Raw genomic sequence first — 20,292 nt, 5'->3', positions numbered from 1 at the left:
ATTGAAAAAGATGAATGGAAGTGAAAGGGCAGCCTTTTTAGTGAAGCAGCCCTCGATTGTTTTGTTGCAGATGCTCGTTTGCCTTTGATTGTTTATTTTGAAATAGATGCAGCTGTGCGCCGTAGCTCTCGATCCACTCTTGGACAATTCGTTCTGTTGTTTCCTGTCCTTTATACTTGCGGCCAGCCTTTGCATAAGTCGTTTCAAAATCACTCCAAAGCAGCTCTACCCATGTACGTGCTTCGTCATATGTCAGCATATTGTTTTTTTCCATAAGTTGTTCTGTTAATCGCTCAAAGTATTGTTCCATGCTTGTTCCTCCTTCATCTAGCAGAAAGTGCCTTTTTAAAAAAACTTCTTTTTTCATATACTACCCTTACGTCTTCAAAAGACGCAAATGATTTGTATTGTTTGGAGGGATTTGATATGCGTAATAAAGCAAAAGGCTTTCCAAATCAGGTGAATCACAAGTTTGAAGGCGAACCAGGCGCTACAGATGCTTATGCGTCTAAACGGCCGAATGGTGAAACGAATACACGTCCACAGGAACGTATGAGGGCATCAGGGAAACGCTAATTTTTCCAAAGGGAGTGCTTGAGATATGAGTTCAAATGGGAAATCGTATATGGCAGACTTTGTTCAATTAAGGACAACCGCTTACCCTCAACCATGGGCAAATGCAAAGCATTCTGCCTCTCAGGTCAACGGAGAAACGCAGCAAACGCAGCACGACATCGTACTTCAGAACAACGTCCGTAAACAACGTTCGAAGTAAAGAAAAGGACTGATCTCTTTGGATCAGTCCTTTTGCGTCAGCATTGAAATCGGCAGGGCATCTTCCTTATTTGGAGCCGATACTCTGTATCCCCACGCAAACACGCCATTTAAATATTCCACATAAAACTCTTCTTCTGTGTCTTTGATTTGATAAGTCGTTTTCGTTTGAAACGAGGCTGGATCTAATAAATAGGCTTTCGCCATATCGATTTTCCGTTCTAAAACTGCGTATTCATTCACAATGCCAAGCTGCTCAGCCTTTCGTGCTTTTTCAGAAAGGGCGGCAATTTCCTGCTTCAATTCGTATTCTGTCATTTCACTATAGCGTTTTTCCATCTGTCATTCCCCTTTGTCTAAAACGTGATCAATTGTATCGAGATCAAAGCCTTTTCTGAATAAAAATTGCTTCACTTTCATCTTCTTTTCAAATGATCCGTCATACCCTACCTTGCGTTTTGCCTTCTCCAGCATATAAAGGAGGGCTTCTTCTTCCTTTTCCTCTTCTTGTCCATCATAGGCTTCTTGAAGGGCTTTATCAATGATCTCAAACGAAAATCCCTTTCGCTGCAGCTGCAGCTTAATGCGCTGCTCGATCTCTTTTGCAGAACGATTTTTTTCTTTTTTGACAAGCTTGAGAACCTGCTTTACAGCTTCCTCGAGCTGTAAGTCATCAGGGTATTGCGATAGCGCCTGCTCAATCGTGTCATCGTCTATCCCCTTGAGCTTCAATTCTTTTTTTAGGACGGACGGTCCTTTGCTGTTCGTTTTGCGGTGGGTGCTGACATAGGCTTCTGCAAATTCAAGATCATTTACATACTTATAATGCTTTAATTTGTGTATAATTTCACTAATAGCAGGTGCCGGGATTTCTTTTTTCGTTAAATAATCGGTGACTTCTTTCACTGATCTCATACGGTAGGATAAATAATCAACGGCCTGCTGAAATCCTTTTTTCACCGAATCACCGAATTGAATCTCAATGATATCTGCTTCGTCCAGCTCTTTGCCTTTTTTCAAATCGTGCTGGACGAGCACATCTAAATCAACACTAAAGGCGTACTTTTCATCAAGAAAGATGTTGACCCGCTCTGTATTGTTTTTCTGAGCAGAAATTTTTGTAATATAGGGCATCCTGTGATCACTCCTTTTCCAAAACAGTCAGGATGTTTCTTTTGATTCAAAATCGTGAAAGATATAGGTATGTATATGAGAGGAGAGATGTCAATTGAATATCGCCATTACCGGAGGAACCGGTTTTATCGGCCAGCATGTTACAAAAGTGCTCGCTGCTGAGGGACATCATCTATATATTTTAACAAGAAATCCAAAGGAATCCGAACAAAATCATTTACATTATGTGCAGTGGCTGACCGAAGGTGCTGCGCCTGAGCATGAATTGCCTGCCATCGATGTATGGATTAACCTTGCTGGAAAATCCATTTTCACACGCTGGACAGACAAGGCAAAAGAAGGCATCCTCTCCAGCCGTCTCAAATCAACACAAGAGGTAAGACGCATAATAGAAGCGCAGGAATCGAAACCAACTGTGCTGATTCAAGCAAGTGCTGTCGGGATTTATGGCACATCTCAAACAGGAGATTTTACGGAGGAGTCACCTCCTGCAGATACTGATTTCTTAAGTCATACATCAAAACTTTGGGAGGCTGAGGGGCAAAAGATTGAAGCCCTCGGCATTCGTACGGTCTACACACGCTTTGGCGTCGTGTTAGGAGAAAAAGGCACACTGCCGCTGATGACACTTCCTTACAAGCTGTTTGCCGGCGGGACAATTGGCGCTGGCTCGCAATGGGTTTCATGGGTGCATGTTGAGGATGTAGCACATCTCATTGCCTATGCGATTCATAATGACGACCTCTCAGGCCCGCTCAATGTGACATCACCGAATCCTGTTCAAATGAAACAGCTTGGACAAACCATTGCTTCTGCCCTTCACCGTCCCCATTGGCTGAAGGTGCCATCGTTTGTGATCAAAACGGCACTCGGTGAAATGTCATTGCTTGTTTTAGAAGGCCAGCGTGCTCTGCCAAAAAAAGCACTGCTCTCTTCTTATGACTTTTTGCACCCTGAACTAAAAGAAGCGATTTTGCATTCTGAGGAATAAATGTTGTCAAAAACACCCATCCTATTAGAAATGATATGAGGGGGCGATTTTGATGAAGAAAAAAGAACACCAGCCAACTTCGAAGCTGAAGAAAACTCAGGAAGTCCTGTATCAGCAGGAATTCAAAAAAGCGGAAAGAGCAGCAGAAAAAAGAAACAAATAAGACGGATATTCCCCTCCAACAAGCACATAACTAAAGTGATCTTGTAAAGGAGGGAAAGGCTTTGAAAAAAGACCAACACAAAAAATCCAACCACGAGCTCGCAGCACAAGAGACGGATGGCGAATATGTTGAATTTTCCAAAGAACTTGCAGATCCGAATGACTTAAAAGCAATGGCACGTATGAAAGCAGCCGATCAGCGCGCCAAAAAACAATAAGTAAAAAAGCAGACCTTATTCAGCGGTCTGCTTTTCTTTTATTTGATTTCAGTAAGAAGACTTGATGCTTTCTGGCGTGATTTTTCCTCTGGCACCTCTTCTGGATAACCTATATGAAGGATCGCAGCAAACCGTTCGTTTTCCTTTAATCCCATGTCTTGTTGAAAGCCTTTATCGTATAAAATACGTCCGCTCTTCCATACCATACCGATTCCTTGATCCCATGCAAGCAGCTGGAGATTTTGAATGAGCGCGCTCACGGCGGCAAAATCATCATTTCTCACCACAGGGTTCTCGTCTTCTTTTAGTACGACAAGTAAAAGCGCTGGGACCTTAGAAAAGTAATCTCTGTATTGATTGATCTTTTCTTCTTTTGCATCTGGGTTGTTGCGCTGAAAGAACGCAATGAAGCGCTCTACAAAAGTGGCTTTGGCTTCATCCGTCACCGCATATAAAAAGCGCCACGGCTCCGTGATTTTATGGTTTGGTGCATAGACTGCATCCTCTAATAGCGGCTGAAGCTGTTCAATCGTCACCGGTGTGTCTTTGAATTTGCGAATCGATCGTCTATATCTGACAGCGTCTCGAACCGTTAACGCGTCTTTTTGTTGTTTCGTTTCTGGCATATATGTCATCCTCTCAATCAACCTTAATTGAAATTGATTCTCATTCACATTATAAACATCATCGCGTGCAGTTGCAAATCAAGTATCTCTCCTCCCCGTCTGCTAAATAGTTGTTTGACTTTTTCAAGTAATGTTACAATCATATTACGTTTTAAACAAATTTTGAGAAAAAAGCCAAGATGATGAAATGATTTTCAAGTATTCCCATTTTGTCTGATTCAGTTTTTTTGTCAAAAGGCTTTCAACCATGATTGGAAGGGAGGCTTCTGGATGGAATGAAAATTAATATTGGACAAATCATTAAACTCTATCGTTATAAACAAAATATGACCCAATCTGAATTGGCAGAAGGAATTTGTTCTGTCTCTCATTTAAGTAAAATTGAAAATGGCTCAAAGGAGGCCAATCAAGATACGATCAACCTGCTGCTTGAACGGCTTGGTATCAGCCAAGAAAAGCTGTCACAAAAGGCACGTCATCTGCTGTCACTTTTGGATGAGTTTCAAATGAATATGTACTTCTATGCGCTCGATCAGGCTGAACAAAATGCAGAAATGATCATTCAGCACGAGGAGCAGTTCTTTTCACTGGATTTAGGCATTCAGTATCATTTGTCTTTATTTCAATTTTATTTATTAACGGAAAAACAGCCGCTTGCCTTAAAAACACACCGCGTGCTCAAAAAATTCGAAAAAACGTTTATTGAAACGGAAAAAGAAATTTTTGAATATCTAGACGGTATTCATCAAATTAAAATTGGTCAGCTTGAGGATGGGCTGAAAAAGCTTGAAAGCTGCTTTTCCTACGCCTCAGTTGAACAAAGTGATTTGTATTATCACTATGCAAAAGCACTCGGAAACATGGGACAGCTCGGTGACGCGCTTGAAGCGACACATCAAGCGATGGATTTATATAGACAAAAGAACAATTTCAAGCGGATTATTCACTGTACACTTATTCACGGCGTGATCTCACTTGAACTAAAAGCCTATCAAACTGCGAAGAAATATATAAAGGAAGTGATTTTGCACACTTCCCTTTACCCTGATGCCTATATTAAAATGTCCGCATATTTTTATTACGGGGTGCTCTTAAAACGTGAAGGCGATTTCTCTTCAGCTGTGCCTTATTTACTAGATTCACTCAATTACTTTAATCAAGAACAGATAGAAGATCGCTACTGTGAAACGCTATATGAAATTGCGACACTATATGCTGAATATGACCGCAAAAAGGCACTTCCCTACATACATGAGCTGTTAAAACAGCCTCGTATTCAGCCAAACTGTTTATATATGATCAAAATCTATAAATTGATGATTGAGGAAAATCCTCTTGATTTGAAAACCTATTTGATCGAAGCAGCCCTTCCTTACTTTGAACACAATGAGCTGCACAGTGAATATTTGTTTGCGCTTAGAACCTTGCTTACCTATGCAGGTGCTGAGCTTGATGATCAGGCCTATAAGTTCTACACAAAGAAGCTGCTAGATCATTTAACAGTATATCTTCCCTATTACAAAAAAGCATGACCTTCTGCCGATCGAAGGTCATGCTTTTTCTATTTATTAAATAGTCTTTTGTTGATCTGTGTCATGATGGTTCATCCGTTTGACAGAATGAATATACCGTCTTTTTGCAAAAAAATCGTACGCATGCTGTCCAAAGCCAAGCCATATACTGAGCATGATGAATGGGACCGTTCCCCATAATGCAGGGATATGGCAAGCCATACGCAGCCAAGTATAGATCCCTGAATTCTTTTGATTTTTGGCTAGGGAAATAGACACGATTCGTTTTTCCGCCTTCTCTTCACTGATTTTATTCAGCCTGAGCAGCTGCGAGTGTCTAAAGGATTCAAAGTGAATCCGATTTTTCCAATCGAGTGATTTTAACAAATCAATCATTTTTGCACATGAAGGACTTTGTCCATCATAAAACACAAGCAGTCTCAGTGATTTGATGGAACGCTGTTCTCTTTTTTTCGATTCAGCGAGCTTCTTTTTTTCTTGATCGAGATAAATGATTTTTTTCATAAATTGATCGCCTGTCCTTTTCTGTCATTTTTTTAGTTCGTTCAAAGGAGATTACAACTAGATTACTATAGTTGCTGGGCCTCTTGTATTGGGAAAAAGCCAACCCTTGTGCGTTATATGAGCCTTTGGATAAGGGCAAAATCATTGATTTCATGGCATATATGAGGTTTTTCAACTAAAAGTGGTTGGGAAAATCGTGGTGCTTTGCGGTTTTCTGCGGTTTTTGATAGAATTCTGCGGTTTTCTACACCTTTATGCGGTGGTTTTGTAGGTAAAACGCAAAAACAAGATAAAAAAAGACTACTTCCCATTGCGGCGAAGTAGTCTTTTGGTTTATATTTTTGCCAAAACTTCTACTATTTCTTTCTCAATATCTTTCCATAAGTAACGGTCTGTCGTATAGTGATGTGCGGCTTCTTTCGCAAATACTTGAAAAGCTTCTTCATAATCAGGTGCATCTTTGTCCGGTTTTTTCTCGTCCACAAAGCGCTGTGCTTCTGCTGAGCGAGGTCCCCATTTCCCCACTTCATTTCCGTCCTGATCAATGATGACGATAATCGGAATCGATCTTGCGGTCCCGTTCGTTAAATACTGATCCATCAGGTCTAGATTCTCATCCCGAATGAAATAGCGCGCATCAATGAGTGCTTCATTTGCAATACGCATGAAAATCGGGACATTGACCATTGCATCCCCGCACCAATCCGCTGTGATGACAAGTGCTCTGAGCTTTTTCTTTTGCAGCTTTTGAAGCAGCTCTTTTTCTTTTTGATGAATTGCGTACTGGTTGTACACCGTGAGTAGATTTTCCCGGTTTTTCTCCATGTTGTGTACATATGTACGTTCAGCTAATCCCTTTGTAAACCATTCATTTAATGTCATATGAACATCCCCCTTACCCTTCAACTTTACCACTTTTGCTATTCTTTTGTCTAAAAAAACCTTCACCTAGTGAAAGGTAAAGGTCTTTTGGTTTATCGACGCCGATTTCGATTTGGGTCCGTCCCAATCAGCTTGGTGACAAGCACCATTGTGACAGGCAGTGACGTATTTTTTTTATACGCTAAATATTTCCCGCGCCATTCAGGCTTATACTTCTGTTTAAACGACCGTAAACCGCTGAAGCTGTACATATATCTGACATTGTTGAAAATAACACTCGCCAAACGCTCCGTGAGAAAGGACTGATGGAACGTCCCCACATTCGATAAAGGTGCCATTCCCATGTTAAACGATTTATAGCCTTTTTCTTTCGCCCATTGAAACAGGTGGATAAACAGCGCATCCATCATCCCGTTCGGTGCATCATGCATATGACGCATTAAATCGATGGAAATCTCCCCTTCTTGATACATCGGCATTAATGATACAAAGGAAATGATTTGCCCTTGTTCATCCTTTAAAATCGCAATCGGTGCTTTTTGAAGATAGTCTTCTTGAAAATAACCGAGCGAAAACCCTTTTTCTTTTTTCTTTCCGAGCCAGCTGTCAGAGATTTGTTTTAAAGTTGAGATCAACTCATTTGAAAAGGGAGGTTCCAGCATTTCAAAGGTGTAGCCTTCTCGTTCAAATTTATTCGCCACAGCTCGTAAATTTGATTTTTTCTTACCTGACAGAGTAAACGTTTCTAAATCGACCATGGCTTCTTCCCCAAGCTTAAAGAAGTGAAAGCCTAAGTCATGATAAAGAGCCATCCCTTCTCGTTCTACTTGATAAAAAGCGACGCGGTAGCCGGCTTTTTCTGTCTCCTGTAAAAACTCTTCAAGTACAAGCGGATAAGACGCCTCACGTCCAGATGGATCTCCGAGCACAATGACGCAGCGGCCAATTCGTCCAAACTGAAGCATCGCTTCTCCATCACTTGAGAAAAATAGTTTTTTGTCGCCTAAAAAGCCAAGATGACTGAGGGCATTTCCGCCTTTTTCTTCTAAAAACGTTTTTAATTTTTCCTCATCTGCTTTTTCTCCAATCGGAAATGCTTTCTTATTAAAAATCAATTTACTAATGAAGAAGAAAAGCGGGACACCGATGAGAGCAATCATGCTTGTCATCGTGATATGCCGTTCATTGTGAACGAGATAATCCTTACTCAAGAAATGCCCTATTTTTGTCCAAATATAGTTGCCAATGACATTATAGTTAAAGAGCACGAATAAATATCCAGCGGCAGCCGCCACAAACTGATTCAAAGAATAAGGTGCCTGCTGCTTCACAAATTGATTTCGAAGAGAGAAAAACACAGCCATGATGACTGGCAAAATAAAGATCAGACTGAGGTTAAACCCCTTTAACAAAGTAAACACAAAACCGCCTGCTAAGGAGATCATTGTCAGCACGTACGATCTTTTCGTTCTTTTATACACTTCAATGGACAAAATCATCAGAATGATTCCGAACATTAAGGAAAGACCATTAAATCCTGATAAAAGAAAGCGCGGAATGCTGGTAATCACACCTAATCGATCGACTGGAAGCACAACAGATGCCATGATAAGCAAGCCGCTTCCAAAGGTTAAAATCGATAAAGATCCGTACAATAACCGGATTAATAAAGCACGGTGCAAAACAATTAAGACGTTCGTTGTTTCAATGGCAGGTGCCATTTTCGGATTCCCTTCAAGACGTCTAAGCGTCGTGCCTGTTAAATCGTAAGCAGCTAGACAAAGCCCTAGGATAAACGGGAAGATTGAGTACACGAAGCGGTACAAGACGAGCGCCGTCAGAACCATCTCTTTATCAAAACCAATGTACTGCATGCTCAGTAAAAAGATGAGGTCAAACGAACCAAATCCGCCCGGAACCATACTGATTAAACCGCCAATTGATGCAATCGCAAATACACCTAATACAATTCGGACATCGACATTCATTCCCATAGATACGACAGCCATGTACATGACAAGTCCAGCTGCCAGCCATTCTAAAAACGATGCACCGATATAAGCGTAAATTGGATGCTTTAGTCCATTTTCACCGCTCTCAATCGAGCTTTTTCGAATGGAAGCCATGACGATATATATTGGTACAATACAGGCAAAGATAATGACAAATGCCCATAGCCACGGCTCCTGGCTGATAATACTTTCAACAGGAAGCACCCTGACCAAGATCAGATCACTGAAAATAGATAAGCCCAAAAGGACAGAGGAAGTCAAAAGGGCAATGCCTTTCAGCAGTTTTTTCGTATCTGTTATGTACTCCTTATAGAGAAGCGTTCTAAGCCCTGCTCCTGATAGACCGCCGAATCCAAGAACACTGTTAAAGGAGTTTGCAATCCAGGAAATGCGAATCGTTTTCCAACCGCTGATCGGCATATTTAGGCTTTTCCGTAAAATAAAATCATATAAGGACATCGATAAAACCGCAACAAGTCCAAGAAAGACAAGAATAAACAAATCCATTCGGTTCAAGCTGTCAATAATATAAAACGTCTTTTTAATGGAAAGTCCGCTTAGCTCCTGCTTCGCGACAAAGATCAAGACAAGGATAATCACGATCGGAAAAAGCATTTTTAAGATCGTCATACCCGTTTTTTTGTTCCACATGTTTTTCCCAACTTTCTAGGTTGCTTCAATTATTTCAACTGAACATTATTATACAACAAATACCACTTGATTCATGCAGTTTAACATTCAAAAGCTTGACGAACCTTTCAATTAGAAGTAAAAATCAGTAATATAAAGAAAAAGAGCCGCTTAAAGGAAGTGAACAAGCGTGGAATATAATATTCATGACACCACCGTATTAAAAGAAGAGATTCTATCTCCAGAGGAAAAAAAGACATGGGTTCTTTATATGAAAGTGCTCACAGCTGCAGGTCTTGGAGATGTTTCTGAATGGATGAAGCTTGATATGAGTATGCCTCAAATGAAGGTGCTCATGCTGCTCAATAACCATGGCTCTCTCAAAGTATCCGAAATCGCTGAAAAAATGGGCGCTTCTTTGTCCAATATGACAGGTCTGCTTGACCGGTTAGAACAGTCTAACTTTGTCGTGCGAAAGCACTCTGAGCGTGACCGGAGAATCATTGTCGTAGAGCTGACAGAGGAAGCGAAAAATATTTTCAGAAGTATTTATCAAAAAGGACACGAAAAAATCAAAAATTCCCTGCAACGGCTCAATGACGAGGAAAAAGAAAAAGTCAATGAAGGCCTTGCTATCTTAGAAAAAGCACTGCGTCCTGAACGCGGCTAAAAAAGTAAAAAAGAAAAAAGACGGTCACTTGAGGTCCGTCTTTTTTGTTTCTTCTATTTGTCGATCTGGGGTGAAAAGATTTTTACGAATGACTTCCCTGTCATCCCATAAAAGATAGGCTAAGCCGATAATGAGAAAAAGGATACTGATCCACGTACCGCCAGGAAGCACTTCTTCAAGAAGCTGAAATTTACTGACCTCATCATCAAAGCTCGTTCTAAAAAAATGAATCTCAAAAAGAACATATTTCGCTATATAAAACAATGCCGCCATACAGATAAACATGGCGCCGACAATTCTTCTTCCAGACATGCGTTTACTCCTTTACTTCCAATGATTTCTTTTGATTAAATCCGTAATATGGGCAAGGTGATGCTTTGAATGCCAGACGTACATTCCCGTTGCATCATATAAGGACACTGTTTGTTGATCGGCAGGGTGATAATAAGAAGCGTTGAAGTCTTCCTCTGACATTCCCCGCAGTAAAGTGACCCACCTGCGATGTAAACTGCTGATCAAAGGCAGGGATAAACTGATGGGAGCCTTGCTGTCAGGAAGTGAGGCAAATCCCTCCTGATCATATGGACGTATGTCCGGTGTATCTTCTGTGAGAGCAAGTTTGAATCGTAAGTATGCATTTAGATGGCTGTCTGCTACGTGGTGAATGAGCTGACGAACAGTCCATCCTCCCGGCCGATAAGGTGTATCAAGCTGTGCATCTGTAAGCGGTGCAGTCACCGCTTCATACTCTTCAGGGATTGCAGCCAGCTCATCAATCCATGCTTCCAGCTGTGCTCTCGTTTTTGTTTCTACCGGTTCATATAAGCCAATCGGATATTGTAATGACGTCATACGTTCTCTCCTCTCTCAAATCCTTCAAGCACAAATTTTCCAATCATCTTTCCTTGTTCAAGTGTTTGATGTGCCTGCTTCAAGTTAGTAGCATTGATCGGGCTGAGAACCTTTGTTAAGGTATGCGTTATTTTCCCCTGCTCAAATAACCGACTCGCTTCTGTCAAAAGCTCATGCTGTTTGATCATGTCCGCTGTTTCATACATAGGACGTGTGAACATGAATTCCCATACAAATGCCGCACTTTTATTTTTGAGTAACTGAATGTCTAGGTTGTGCTTGTTCTCGACAATGGTACAGATCGTGCCTTGCGGTTTGATGGCTTCTGCCATGCCTTTGAAATGTCCATCTGTATCATTTAAGCATAAAATAAAATCCACTTCGCCGATTCCTTTTTCCTCGAGCTGCGCGAGAAGCGGCTGATGATGATCAATGATATGATCGGCCCCTAATGACAGACACCACTCTTTTGTTTCTGGTCTTGATGCGGTTGCGATCACAGTTGCCTTCGCTAATTTGGCTAGTTGAATGGCAATTGAACCAACCCCGCCTGCACCACCAATGATCAGCAAGGTTGAGCCTTCTGCATTCCGCTTCATATGCATCCGGTCAAATAAAGCCTCATAAGCCGTAATTGTTGTAAGGGGCATCGCTGCTGCTTCTGCAAAGGATAGATTAGCTGGCTTTTTCGCCACAATACGCTCATCCACAAGCTGGTATTCACTATTCGAGCCTTGACGCGTAATATCTCCCGCATAGTAAACGTGATCGCCTGGCTGAAATAATGTACACGCTTCGCCCACTTCAACAACCGTACCGCTTGCATCATAGCCAAGAATTTTCAGTTTTTCTTCCTTCTGCTCCTTCGGTGATCTCACCTTTGTATCAACTGGATTTACGGACACAGCCTCTATCTTCACCAGTACATCCCTGCCAGACGCTTTAGGCTTTTCAACCTCTTGATCCATCAGGCTTTGCTCATGCTCAATCGGTAAATACTCCAATAGTCCAACTGCTTTCACTCGCTCGCACTCCCTTTCTCCATTCTTTCTTTCCACATTTTATCATAATTTTCTGATGTTTATGGCTGGGTCAAACGAGTGATGGCACATTTATGACCTCTTCAGGGCCTTTCGCTCTCTCGCCATGTATGAAGGACGTGCCTTTTGCAAAGAAAAAACATAAGTGAACCAGCTGTTGGATTTAAAAAACAGCTGAACGTAGTAAAACTGAATGTGCTGCAGAAAAACGATGATTAATAGAAAAAGAGTGAATGAGAGAGTAGTTAGATCTACTCTTCCCTGTATCCATTCATTGATCAAAAGAATCACAAAACCGACGATGAGGAGCTGTTCAACTCTTTGCACGAGCTGGCTAAAGACATGCCCGCGTTTTGTTAGATCACCAGACTGGTGCTTTCTGATCCTTCTCGATTTGTAGAACCAAATAATACTTTCTGTTAGGTTATGAATCATAAAAAGAGCGATGAGGACGAGCAATAAAGGTGATGGGGTATAAAGGACTTGTGCAACGAACGGAAAGACTAAAAAATAACAGGCAATCAATGCGTGTCTGACAGATAAGAGAAATAGGACTTTTTCCATAGATGTTTTCATCTGTTTCACCTCCATATGAACTACGTTTCATTTGCCGAAAAGTTTCCCAAACCTATAAAAAAAGGATACCCCTAAAAAGGCATCCTTGATGAATCAAACTTAAAAAGCAGCGCTTAGTACGACTGGACCTTGCGGAAGCTTGTTATCCTTTTTTGGTTCCAGGGTAACAGCCACGGTATCCCATGATTCGTTTGCTTCTTTTTCAGATAACGCATAGGTGACGGTTCCTTCCCCTTTGTTATCTGTTTTAAAAGCACCGGCTGGCACCGGCTGATCTCCTTTAATGAGCCACACTTGATAAACAGCAGATGAATCAAGTTGCCCCTTTAAGCCGTCTGCACTCACAACAAGTTCTTTTTTGCCGTTATGCTCTATCACTGAGAAAGCACCTGTCGTTTTTGGTGATGCGGCAGAAGTCAGTGATTTTGTGGCAACAACCCTGACAGGTTCTTCCGCCTGCTGTTTTCCATTCGATAAGAAATACACATTTCCAGCTGCTGAAATAAGAAGCAGTGCGGCAACGAGCGGTAAGAGCCATTGGTTTCGTTTCTTTTGCAGCGGTTTGATTTCGTTTGGCTCAGGTGCAGCCTTTTGCTCTTTTCTATCGCTATTGTTTTCTTCGACTGTCTCTTCTTCAAACACCTGGGATAAAATACGGTCTTTCATCCCTGCCGGAGGTGTTTGGTCTTCGGCTAGAAGTGGAATGTCAGACATGAGCGCTGTCAATTCTTCAAGCTCTTCTTTGCAAGCTGGGCAGTGCTTGATGTGCTCTTCAAATTGCGTTTTTTCTTCTCCTTGTAAATGCCCGTTGAAATAATCAATCACTTGATGTTTACACTGAGTCATGCCTCTTCCTCCTTTCCTCCGCGAGACAGTTTCGATCGCAAATGCTTCAAAGACAATCGAACCCTTCCCTTTACCGTACCAATAGGGATGCCCAGCTTTTCAGCGATGCTCTTTTGTGTCATTCCTTTAAAATAGACATCTTCTATGATGGTTTGCTGTTCTTTTGACAATGTAGATACTGCTTCACGTATGATCTGTTTTTCCTCTTTCCATTCCACTTCTTTTGATACATCTTCTTGATGATCGGCTAAATATTCAATATGCTCATCTTCCAAAGCCGTTTCATTCCGGTGCTTTCTTAAGAGATCAATGGCCGTGTTGCGTGACATCATGAATAACCACGAAGAGAATTTCCCTTTATCCGTATGATATTCTCCTATGCCGCGCCAGAGCTTGATAAAGACCTCTTGAAGCACTTCCTCCGCGAGCTCACGGTTGCCAGTCATTTTATAAATAAACGAATATAATACACGTTCATAGCGATCGTACAGCACTTCAAGCGAGGGCTTGTGACGATCATATTTGATCTTGTGATACAGCTCAAAATCTTTCAGTGTGTCCATGGTCATCTCCTTCCTTTTTCATGAGAAAGAGCATGCGCATCCATCATGAAATCCTTCACGTATTGCTTATCACTCGATTTACTGAAATAAGCCTACCTTGTACTTTACTCTTTTTTCAAGGAGAAAAAAAGAGCGCTGAAAAAGGAAGTGTGCTCCTCATGAGAATGTACTTACTTTACGACATAACAGACCATTTGGATCACTCATGATACAAAAGTCAAGAATCCATGTGTGACCACTCTCTAATCAGTTGATCTCTCCATTCAATTGAGGTAGAACGCATTCTTTCCGCATGTCATAATAGGGTGTAAATTGGAGAAATTGGAGTGTCCATATATGATGGTGACGATAGTTCTTTTTTTATTAGCAGGTTTAGCAGAAATTGGCGGCGGCTATTTGGTGTGGCTTTGGCTCCGTGAAGCAAAGCCTGTCAGCTTCGGAATCGCCGGCAGCCTTATCCTAGTCGCATATGGCGTCATTCCGACCTTTCAGCAGTTTCCGACTTTCGGACGGGTTTATGCTGCCTATGGCGGTGTTTTTGTCATTCTTGCTGTGTTTTGGGGCTGGTGGGTCGATCGAAAAACACCTGATCTATATGACTGGATGGGTGCTTTGATCTGTTTGGCTGGAGTCAGTGTGATGTTATTTGCGCCACGCAGTTAATTTCTAACATCAAAAAGGGCTAAAATGATGTTTATTTTAGCCCTTTGTCTTCTTTTCGAACCTTACATTCTAAATTGTGTTTCGTATAAACGACGGTACAGACCATCTATTTTGAGTAACTCTTCATGTTTTCCTTGCTCTTTTACGCCTTCTTTTGTAAGAACAATAATGCGGTCGGCATGCTGTATTGTCGCTAAACGATGGGCAATGATAAAGGTCGTTCGTCCTTCAGCCAGCTCTTCTAGTGATGCTTGGATAAATGACTCTGTCTCAGTATCAAGCGAAGAGGTCGCCTCATCTAAAATGAAAATGGGCGGATTTTTCAAGAAAATACGTGCTATGGAGATACGCTGTTTTTGTCCTCCAGATAACATCATCCCACGCTCACCGATCATCGTATCAAGTCCTTTTGGCAAACTTTTGACTAAGTCCGTAAGCTGAGCCTTCTCTACTGCCTGCCAAATTTCTTCTTCAGATGCATTCAGTTTTCCGTATTGGATGTTTTCGCGTATCGTCCCATGAAATAAATAAATGTCCTGCTGTACGACACCAATTTGTGCGCGCAGCGATGCAAGTGTCATCTTTCGCGTTTCTATGCCATCAATTGTAATGCTCCCCTCCTGCCATTCATAAAAACGGGGAAGCAGATTGCAAAGGGTCGATTTCCCGGCACCAGATGGACCGACAATGGCAATTTTCTCTCCTTGCTTGACCTCAAGATTGATGTCATGCAGCACAGGTTTGTTTGGTTCATATTGAAATGATACATGCTCAAAAGTGATATTCCCTTTTAACTGATAGACTTCGATTGCATCCTCATCATCCTTTTCATCTGGTGTTTGATCGATCAGTGATGCGAATCGTTTAAAGCCAGCTGCACCTTTTGGATACATTTCAATGACTGCATTGATTTGCTGAATGGGTCCTAAGAAAATACCTGTTAATAGCACGAACGAAACAAATTCTCCATATGTCATATTTTTTTGCAGCACAAACCATGCACCGCACACGAGGCCAAATACGGTGACACTTTTAATGAGTAAATGACTCACTGCTGTATGCAGTGCCATCATTTGATATGTGGTCAGTTTTGTTTTTCTAAACTGCTCGTTATGCTCGATAAAACGATCCATTTCATGTGACTCATTCCCGAATGCTTTCACCACACGAATGCCGCTAATATTGTTTTCCACACGTGAATGGAATTGTCCAATGCTTGAAAACATTTTATCAAAAGCAGCAGACATTTTTTTCGTAAAGTAGACAGATAATCCGATCAGGAATGGAACGACAATAAATGTGAGAACCGCAAGCTGCCAGTTAATCGATAGCATGAGGCCAAACGCACCCGTTAATGTCATGATGGCGATAAATAAATCCTCTGGGCCGTGATGTGCCATCTCTCCAATATCCATTAAATCATTGGTCATGCGGGAAACGAGCTTGCCTGTTTTCTTTTGGTCAAAGAAACGGAAGGACATTCTTTGTACATGAGAGAATAGTTGATTCCTCATATCGGTCTCAATATTGATCCCCAGCTTATGGCCAAAATAAGTCACAACGTAATGCATGGTGGAACTGATGACATATAAAATGAGCAGCAAACTGCCCCAGAACCAAATGGCTTCCCAATCACCATTTGGCAGTAAATCGTCCATCACTTTACTGATGGCTAGCGGAAAGGATAGTTCGAGTAAGGCCGCTAGTACCGCACAGGAAAAATCTAATATAAACAGCCCCATATAGGGTTTGTAGTATGAAAAAAAACGTTTGAACAATTGACAGACCTCCTAATGATGAGATAAATCTGTCAATAAATCAGCAAACTTTTCAGCTTGATTCATGACTGCAATGGGATCATAAGGCCAAAAGAATTCTGCATCCAGTTGATAGGTCTGTTCCTTTTTGACAGCTTTTAAACTCTTCCAGATGGAATTATTTTTATCAAATGTCCCGCCATTGGATTCATCAATGAATATATAATCCCCTGCATATTTCGGAAGGGTTTCATAGGAGAGTACCTCATAGCCTGTTTTACTATTTAAAATTGTATCTTTGACCTCTTTTGGCGGATTCACTTTCAATTGTTGATATAGTGCTTGTCCACCTCGGTAAATTCCGTTCCCATACACAAACACATCATTTTTAAATGCGCCCATGATAGAAACTGTTTCATTCTCTTTTAATACAGATTTTACTTTTTTTCGAGCTGCTTCGATTCGTTGGTCAAAGGAGGCGAGAAACGCCTTTCCTTCCTCTTCTTTGTTTAACACCTTGGCCAAAGTTGTGATTTCTTCATGTGCGTCTTTGAATGAATTGTAAGGATATACGAGTGTTGGTGCTATTTTTTTATACACATCATAGACTTTTTCATCCTGTACTGCGGTGATAATTAGATCAGGCTTTAAGCTGAGTGCTTTTTCAGCTGAACGCTCGTCACTAATGTCCTCTATACCTTTGATCTTGTCCTTCAAGTGTACATTCTTTAAATCTTGAGTCGTTGCACCTACAGGGTGAACATCCAATGCAATTGCACTGCCTAAATATCCATCTATGAGAACGCGTTTTGGGTTTGCTGGAATGTCGATTTTTCCTTTAACAGTCTCAATGGTTTTCGTTTGCTGCTCTGTTTCTGCCGTTTTGGCTTCTTCTTTTTTGCCACAGGCTGACAATACCAGCATGAAGATGACAGCACATATCCAATATGTCTTTTTCATATGAGTATTCCTCCTTCATTTCTCCGATACAAATGAGAATAGTTATCAATTACTAGTCTCATGTATTCTACCAACCTCATACGAAGTGGTCTATGGAGGATTCTCGCAACTTACATATGGACAATTGTTGGATTAGCTGCCTCAGTCAATCGGGAGACAAAACGGTCAATCAAATGAAGAGCCCGCTCTCCTTCATCAAATCGAAAATCCTCTAGCTTTAATGGGTAGAAGTTTCCATTTTTCACAGCGGACAATTGACGAAGAACATCGCTTTCCTCCATCCGCTGATCCATTTGTTCATACCACCCATGTTCAACACCTACAATAAAAAACATGTGATCCGCCTCGTATTCTCTTAACCTTTCTAAAGGAATGACTGTATGTTGATTGGGGAGAAGAACTTCTTCTAGAATCGTCTTCGGAGGCTTTAAGTCAAGCGTTTCGTAAAGGTAGAAGGCACCTCTAGCATCATAGGACCACATGTACACTTTGTCATGTCCTCTCATTTCATAAATCGCCACTGTCTCTCCTTTTTCCCTAAAGGAAGATAGATCGTTTCTTGCCTTTTGACTCAGATGTTCGAAGCGTTTCACCCAATCTTCAGCCTCTTTCTCTCTTCCTAACAGGCGCCCTGTAGTTAAGACCTCTTGTACAACATGACCACCGGCATATGGCAGAACAAGGACAGGGGCAATTCGCTCCAACCGCTTGATCAACGCAGGCTTCGAATAAAAATAGTTAGGAATAATGATTAAATCTAGTTGAAGTGATTTGAATACGTCATCAGGCGTGTGTTCATCTATGACCAGCATACCGGCCAGCTGATCTTTGAGTATATCTGAATGGTGAAAGGTATCTTGGTCAATGCAGACAGGGCGAATGCCTAGCGCGCCCAATAACCCGACAAATTGAAAAGCAGCAATTCGCTCTGGTCTTCGATTGTTTCGGAACTGACTAGGGGACCTTCCTGTTTTCTGCCTGAATTTCCTGCTGAAATATAAACTGTCTGTATAGCCCACTTGCCGCGCAATCATTTGAATTTGATCATCTGTTTGCAGAAGCCGTTTTTTTGCTTCATCTATTCGAATTTGTGCAATATAGTCACTCACACTCAGTCCCATACTTTGTTTGAAAAAGGTCGAAAAATAACTCTCATGAAAACCCATCTTATGGGCTAAGTCTTTTCTCGTAAGCTTTTTTTCATAATGCTGCGCCATATACTGCAAAATCATTTCAATTGAATAATGCACCTTCTCAGCGTATGGCTTGGATTGACGGTGAAAAATGTGCATGATGTCCTCCAGCCTTTTCTCCTGTTCTCGGATGCACTGACCCACCTTCATTTGTTTGATGTAAGAAAACAGCACGGCAGAGCCTTTGACCATTGCTCCATTATCCGGCAGATCATCATAACTCATCTTAAAAACCAATTCATTTTGCGCATCATTTGTCAGGATAAACTGATCAAATGTGATCGTATAAATCGCCACCTGTTCGTTGGATAAAGATTGGAGCATGACATTGATACCTGAGCGGATCAACATACTGTCTTTTGCGTTTAGCTGATATTGCAATCCTTCCATTTCAATTCTCACAGATCCGTCGCATGTCAAGAACATAGGGAAAGATGTATGCCAGGAGACTGTTTGTTTGACAGAAAGAGATCGCTCTTTACTTTCTTTCATGCGCAGAATGGTATGAGTACGGGTTGTCATTTTCTCTTTCTCCTTCCATATAAAAAAAGTGCTAAAATTTTAGCACTTCAATGTTTGACTGGATATTCATCAGCGAGCTCCAGCTGTTTGTAATTCTTTGTTTTTCTCCTTAAAGCGTTCATTATGAGAGGAAACGTATGCCACTTTTTCGGCTTCTGGTTCGATGTAAAGCTTTGCGCTATTCAGCGCATTGACTCCATCAACAAACGTACCAGCAATTAAGCGGACCTTGCTTTTATGTGTACACAAATCGCCTACCGCATAGACGCCCGGTAAATTGGTTTCCATTTTTTCATTAACCTCGATCAGTCCCCATTCACCTTGCTTGAGACCCCATTCTGATAGCACGCTTAAATCGCCTTTCATCCCGTGATTAACGATCACAGCATCTGTTTCGATTCGTTCTTTTTCACCTGTCTCTATGTTTTGAATGGTGACGGCATCAATTTTGTCACCTTGACCATGCAGCTCTGTTAGTTCATGCGGGGTTAAAATTCGTTTGCAAGTCGCCTTCATATTGGCGACGTTTTTCTCATGTCCGCCAAACATGTCACGGCGATGCACAACGGTGACACTTTCAGCAATTGGAGCAAGGGCATTGGCCCAGTCAACCGCTGAGTCGCCGCCTCCAGAAATCACAACCCGTTTCCCTGCAAATGTCTTGAGCTCCTGGACAGTGTAATAAAGGTTTGTCACTTCATAGCGGTCTGCATGCTCGATTTCAAGTTTCCGCTGAACTGGAATGCCGTGACCCATCGCTAATATGAGGGTCTTTGTCAAATGACGATCACCATTTTCAGCCGTCAGTAGGATATGATTATGTTCATCTCGCTCGAATGACGTGATTTTTTGATTCAGTGCAATCTCTGGTTCAAATGTTTTCGCCTGAGTTTCCAGCTGCTGTATCAGCTGTTCTCCTCTTGTTGGCGGCAAACCGCCGACATCCCAAATGACCTTTTCAGGATACAGAAGGATTTTCCCGCCAAGGCTTTCGTTGTACTCAAGTACCTTCGTCTTTAAGTCCCGCATCCCACTATAAAAGGCGGTGTACATGCCTGCTGGCCCGCCGCCAATAATGGTGACGTCAAACAATTCAAGCTGATCTGACATTTGAGTCCCTCCAGTTTTCCATCGAATGATCTATTTATCAGTGATATTGATTCTCATTATCATATGTATCTATTG

Annotated in this window: 25 protein-coding genes; 8 read left to right on the top strand and 17 right to left on the bottom strand. The window is 41.6% G+C overall.

What is annotated here, in order from left to right; all coding sequences use genetic code 11:
- Nucleotides 1-37: 37 nt before the first annotated feature.
- The gene (locus tag NSQ72_RS04100) at nt 38-310 is read right to left on the bottom strand and encodes a YfhJ family protein (protein WP_024425219.1); all 273 of its coding nucleotides are present in this window, start codon (nt 308-310) and stop codon (nt 38-40) included.
- Nucleotides 311-426: 116 nt separating this feature from the next.
- On the opposite strand from NSQ72_RS04100, the gene NSQ72_RS04095 reads away from it, so the two are divergent.
- Complete coding sequence (locus NSQ72_RS04095) at nt 427-576, top strand: small, acid-soluble spore protein K (protein WP_003217849.1); 150 nt, start codon at nt 427-429, stop codon at nt 574-576.
- 25 nt (nt 577-601) lie between these two features.
- The gene (locus NSQ72_RS04090) at nt 602-775 is read left to right on the top strand and encodes a YpzG family protein (RefSeq protein ID WP_008360604.1); all 174 of its coding nucleotides are present in this window, start codon (nt 602-604) and stop codon (nt 773-775) included.
- A gap of 23 nt (nt 776-798) precedes the next feature.
- Here NSQ72_RS04090 and NSQ72_RS04085 read toward each other — a convergent pair whose 3' ends face one another.
- Nucleotides 799-1,113, bottom strand: coding sequence for a YfhH family protein (locus tag NSQ72_RS04085; protein WP_039177269.1), 315 nt, complete (start codon nt 1,111-1,113; stop codon nt 799-801).
- Between the two features lie 3 nt (nt 1,114-1,116).
- Nucleotides 1,117-1,908, bottom strand: coding sequence for a recombination regulator RecX (gene recX / locus NSQ72_RS04080; protein WP_024425808.1), 792 nt, complete (start codon nt 1,906-1,908; stop codon nt 1,117-1,119).
- Between the two features lie 94 nt (nt 1,909-2,002).
- On the opposite strand from recX, the gene NSQ72_RS04075 reads away from it, so the two are divergent.
- The 3 genes from NSQ72_RS04075 to NSQ72_RS04065 all read left to right on the top strand — a co-directional run bounded on the left by NSQ72_RS04075 (nt 2,003) and on the right by NSQ72_RS04065 (nt 3,279).
- A complete protein-coding gene (locus tag NSQ72_RS04075; protein WP_341083349.1) occupies nt 2,003-2,899 on the top strand; it encodes a TIGR01777 family oxidoreductase in 897 nt (298 codons plus the stop codon).
- A 52-nt stretch (nt 2,900-2,951) separates the two neighbouring features.
- Nucleotides 2,952-3,062 (top strand): YfhE family protein, encoded by a 111-nt coding sequence (locus NSQ72_RS04070; protein ID WP_017358836.1) that lies wholly within the window; start codon nt 2,952-2,954, stop codon nt 3,060-3,062.
- A 61-nt stretch (nt 3,063-3,123) separates the two neighbouring features.
- Nucleotides 3,124-3,279 carry a YfhD family protein gene (locus tag NSQ72_RS04065; protein WP_041087330.1) on the top strand — a complete coding sequence of 52 codons (156 nt, stop codon included), beginning with the start codon at nt 3,124-3,126 and terminating at the stop codon, nt 3,277-3,279.
- 38 nt (nt 3,280-3,317) lie between these two features.
- Here the strand turns inward: NSQ72_RS04065 and NSQ72_RS04060 are convergent, their stop codons facing one another.
- Nucleotides 3,318-3,905, bottom strand: coding sequence for a nitroreductase family protein (locus NSQ72_RS04060; RefSeq protein WP_039177261.1), 588 nt, complete (start codon nt 3,903-3,905; stop codon nt 3,318-3,320).
- Between the two features lie 275 nt (nt 3,906-4,180).
- On the opposite strand from NSQ72_RS04060, the gene NSQ72_RS04055 reads away from it, so the two are divergent.
- Nucleotides 4,181-5,437, top strand: a complete 1,257-nt coding sequence (locus NSQ72_RS04055) for a transcriptional regulator (protein WP_039177258.1) — start codon at nt 4,181-4,183, stop codon at nt 5,435-5,437.
- A gap of 36 nt (nt 5,438-5,473) precedes the next feature.
- On the opposite strand, the gene NSQ72_RS04050 is transcribed toward NSQ72_RS04055, so the two are convergent.
- From NSQ72_RS04050 to mprF, 3 genes are all read right to left on the bottom strand, one after another.
- A complete protein-coding gene (locus NSQ72_RS04050; RefSeq protein WP_039177256.1) occupies nt 5,474-5,941 on the bottom strand; it encodes a thiol-disulfide oxidoreductase DCC family protein in 468 nt (155 codons plus the stop codon).
- Between the two features lie 333 nt (nt 5,942-6,274).
- Nucleotides 6,275-6,823, bottom strand: a complete 549-nt coding sequence (locus tag NSQ72_RS04045; protein ID WP_039177253.1) for a thioredoxin family protein — start codon at nt 6,821-6,823, stop codon at nt 6,275-6,277.
- A gap of 92 nt (nt 6,824-6,915) precedes the next feature.
- Nucleotides 6,916-9,486: a bifunctional lysylphosphatidylglycerol flippase/synthetase MprF gene (gene mprF, locus NSQ72_RS04040; RefSeq protein ID WP_039177250.1), complete on the bottom strand. Its 2,571-nt coding sequence runs from the start codon at nt 9,484-9,486 to the stop codon at nt 6,916-6,918.
- Nucleotides 9,487-9,655: 169 nt separating this feature from the next.
- On the opposite strand from mprF, the gene NSQ72_RS04035 reads away from it, so the two are divergent.
- Nucleotides 9,656-10,135 carry a MarR family transcriptional regulator gene (locus tag NSQ72_RS04035; protein ID WP_024425228.1) on the top strand — a complete coding sequence of 160 codons (480 nt, stop codon included), beginning with the start codon at nt 9,656-9,658 and terminating at the stop codon, nt 10,133-10,135.
- Nucleotides 10,136-10,159: 24 nt separating this feature from the next.
- On the opposite strand, the gene NSQ72_RS04030 is transcribed toward NSQ72_RS04035, so the two are convergent.
- The 6 genes from NSQ72_RS04030 to NSQ72_RS04005 all read right to left on the bottom strand — a co-directional run bounded on the left by NSQ72_RS04030 (nt 10,160) and on the right by NSQ72_RS04005 (nt 14,012).
- The gene (locus NSQ72_RS04030; protein WP_039177247.1) at nt 10,160-10,447 is read right to left on the bottom strand and encodes a hypothetical protein; all 288 of its coding nucleotides are present in this window, start codon (nt 10,445-10,447) and stop codon (nt 10,160-10,162) included.
- Nucleotides 10,448-10,459: 12 nt separating this feature from the next.
- Nucleotides 10,460-10,987, bottom strand: coding sequence for a YfiT family bacillithiol transferase (locus NSQ72_RS04025; protein WP_106025895.1), 528 nt, complete (start codon nt 10,985-10,987; stop codon nt 10,460-10,462).
- Nucleotides 10,984-12,009: a zinc-binding alcohol dehydrogenase family protein gene (locus NSQ72_RS04020; RefSeq protein ID WP_039177244.1), complete on the bottom strand. Its 1,026-nt coding sequence runs from the start codon at nt 12,007-12,009 to the stop codon at nt 10,984-10,986. The genes NSQ72_RS04025 and NSQ72_RS04020 overlap by 4 nt, the downstream gene beginning before the upstream one ends.
- A 90-nt stretch (nt 12,010-12,099) precedes the next feature.
- Nucleotides 12,100-12,603, bottom strand: a complete 504-nt coding sequence (locus tag NSQ72_RS04015; protein ID WP_039177241.1) for a hypothetical protein — start codon at nt 12,601-12,603, stop codon at nt 12,100-12,102.
- Between the two features lie 99 nt (nt 12,604-12,702).
- Complete coding sequence (locus NSQ72_RS04010) at nt 12,703-13,449, bottom strand: anti-sigma factor (RefSeq protein ID WP_039177238.1); 747 nt, start codon at nt 13,447-13,449, stop codon at nt 12,703-12,705.
- The gene (locus NSQ72_RS04005) at nt 13,446-14,012 is read right to left on the bottom strand and encodes an RNA polymerase sigma factor (protein WP_039177235.1); all 567 of its coding nucleotides are present in this window, start codon (nt 14,010-14,012) and stop codon (nt 13,446-13,448) included. The genes NSQ72_RS04010 and NSQ72_RS04005 overlap by 4 nt, the downstream gene beginning before the upstream one ends.
- Nucleotides 14,013-14,348: 336 nt before the next feature.
- Here NSQ72_RS04005 and NSQ72_RS04000 point away from each other — a divergent pair, with 336 nt between their 5' ends.
- Entirely contained in the window at nt 14,349-14,675 is a 327-nt protein-coding gene (locus NSQ72_RS04000; RefSeq protein WP_024425817.1) for a YnfA family protein, read from the top strand.
- Between the two features lie 62 nt (nt 14,676-14,737).
- On the opposite strand, the gene NSQ72_RS03995 is transcribed toward NSQ72_RS04000, so the two are convergent.
- The 4 genes from NSQ72_RS03995 to NSQ72_RS03980 all read right to left on the bottom strand — a co-directional run bounded on the left by NSQ72_RS03995 (nt 14,738) and on the right by NSQ72_RS03980 (nt 20,217).
- The gene (locus NSQ72_RS03995) at nt 14,738-16,453 is read right to left on the bottom strand and encodes an ABC transporter ATP-binding protein (protein WP_039177231.1); all 1,716 of its coding nucleotides are present in this window, start codon (nt 16,451-16,453) and stop codon (nt 14,738-14,740) included.
- A 12-nt stretch (nt 16,454-16,465) separates the two neighbouring features.
- A complete protein-coding gene (locus NSQ72_RS03990) occupies nt 16,466-17,392 on the bottom strand; it encodes an ABC transporter substrate-binding protein (RefSeq protein WP_048240082.1) in 927 nt (308 codons plus the stop codon).
- 110 nt (nt 17,393-17,502) lie between these two features.
- Complete coding sequence (locus NSQ72_RS03985) at nt 17,503-19,107, bottom strand: helix-turn-helix domain-containing protein (RefSeq protein WP_144516533.1); 1,605 nt, start codon at nt 19,105-19,107, stop codon at nt 17,503-17,505.
- A 69-nt stretch (nt 19,108-19,176) separates the two neighbouring features.
- Nucleotides 19,177-20,217 (bottom strand): NAD(P)/FAD-dependent oxidoreductase, encoded by a 1,041-nt coding sequence (locus NSQ72_RS03980; RefSeq protein WP_039177215.1) that lies wholly within the window; start codon nt 20,215-20,217, stop codon nt 19,177-19,179.
- Between the last annotated feature and the right edge of the window lie 75 nt (nt 20,218-20,292).

The organism is Bacillus sp. FSL R5-0659 (assembly GCF_038008785.1).
Classification (GTDB): domain Bacteria; phylum Bacillota; class Bacilli; order Bacillales; family Bacillaceae; genus Bacillus; species Bacillus safensis.
Note: the sequence above shows the minus strand (reverse complement) of the source record. Positions and strands in the feature narration are given on the sequence as shown.

Coding starts and splice junctions, on each gene's coding strand:
- NSQ72_RS04085 (WP_039177269.1), bottom strand. CDS start 1,113: ATGGAAAAACGCTATAGTGAAATGACAGAATACGAATTGAAGCAGGAA.
- NSQ72_RS04070 (WP_017358836.1), top strand. CDS start 2,952: ATGAAGAAAAAAGAACACCAGCCAACTTCGAAGCTGAAGAAAACTCAG.
- NSQ72_RS04010 (WP_039177238.1), bottom strand. CDS start 13,449: ATGACTCAGTGTAAACATCAAGTGATTGATTATTTCAACGGGCATTTA.
- NSQ72_RS04025 (WP_106025895.1), bottom strand. CDS start 10,987: ATGACGTCATTACAATATCCGATTGGCTTATATGAACCGGTAGAAACA.
- NSQ72_RS04055 (WP_039177258.1), top strand. CDS start 4,181: ATGAAAATTAATATTGGACAAATCATTAAACTCTATCGTTATAAACAA.
- NSQ72_RS04050 (WP_039177256.1), bottom strand. CDS start 5,941: ATGAAAAAAATCATTTATCTCGATCAAGAAAAAAAGAAGCTCGCTGAA.
- mprF (WP_039177250.1), bottom strand. CDS start 9,486: ATGTGGAACAAAAAAACGGGTATGACGATCTTAAAAATGCTTTTTCCG.
- NSQ72_RS04060 (WP_039177261.1), bottom strand. CDS start 3,905: ATGCCAGAAACGAAACAACAAAAAGACGCGTTAACGGTTCGAGACGCT.
- NSQ72_RS04030 (WP_039177247.1), bottom strand. CDS start 10,447: ATGTCTGGAAGAAGAATTGTCGGCGCCATGTTTATCTGTATGGCGGCA.
- NSQ72_RS04090 (WP_008360604.1), top strand. CDS start 602: ATGAGTTCAAATGGGAAATCGTATATGGCAGACTTTGTTCAATTAAGG.
- recX (WP_024425808.1), bottom strand. CDS start 1,908: ATGCCCTATATTACAAAAATTTCTGCTCAGAAAAACAATACAGAGCGG.
- NSQ72_RS03990 (WP_048240082.1), bottom strand. CDS start 17,392: ATGAAAAAGACATATTGGATATGTGCTGTCATCTTCATGCTGGTATTG.
- NSQ72_RS04100 (WP_024425219.1), bottom strand. CDS start 310: ATGGAACAATACTTTGAGCGATTAACAGAACAACTTATGGAAAAAAAC.
- NSQ72_RS04015 (WP_039177241.1), bottom strand. CDS start 12,603: ATGAAAACATCTATGGAAAAAGTCCTATTTCTCTTATCTGTCAGACAC.
- NSQ72_RS04045 (WP_039177253.1), bottom strand. CDS start 6,823: ATGACATTAAATGAATGGTTTACAAAGGGATTAGCTGAACGTACATAT.
- NSQ72_RS04005 (WP_039177235.1), bottom strand. CDS start 14,012: ATGGACACACTGAAAGATTTTGAGCTGTATCACAAGATCAAATATGAT.
- NSQ72_RS04095 (WP_003217849.1), top strand. CDS start 427: ATGCGTAATAAAGCAAAAGGCTTTCCAAATCAGGTGAATCACAAGTTT.
- NSQ72_RS04000 (WP_024425817.1), top strand. CDS start 14,349: ATGATGGTGACGATAGTTCTTTTTTTATTAGCAGGTTTAGCAGAAATT.
- NSQ72_RS03985 (WP_144516533.1), bottom strand. CDS start 19,107: ATGACAACCCGTACTCATACCATTCTGCGCATGAAAGAAAGTAAAGAG.
- NSQ72_RS03980 (WP_039177215.1), bottom strand. CDS start 20,217: ATGTCAGATCAGCTTGAATTGTTTGACGTCACCATTATTGGCGGCGGG.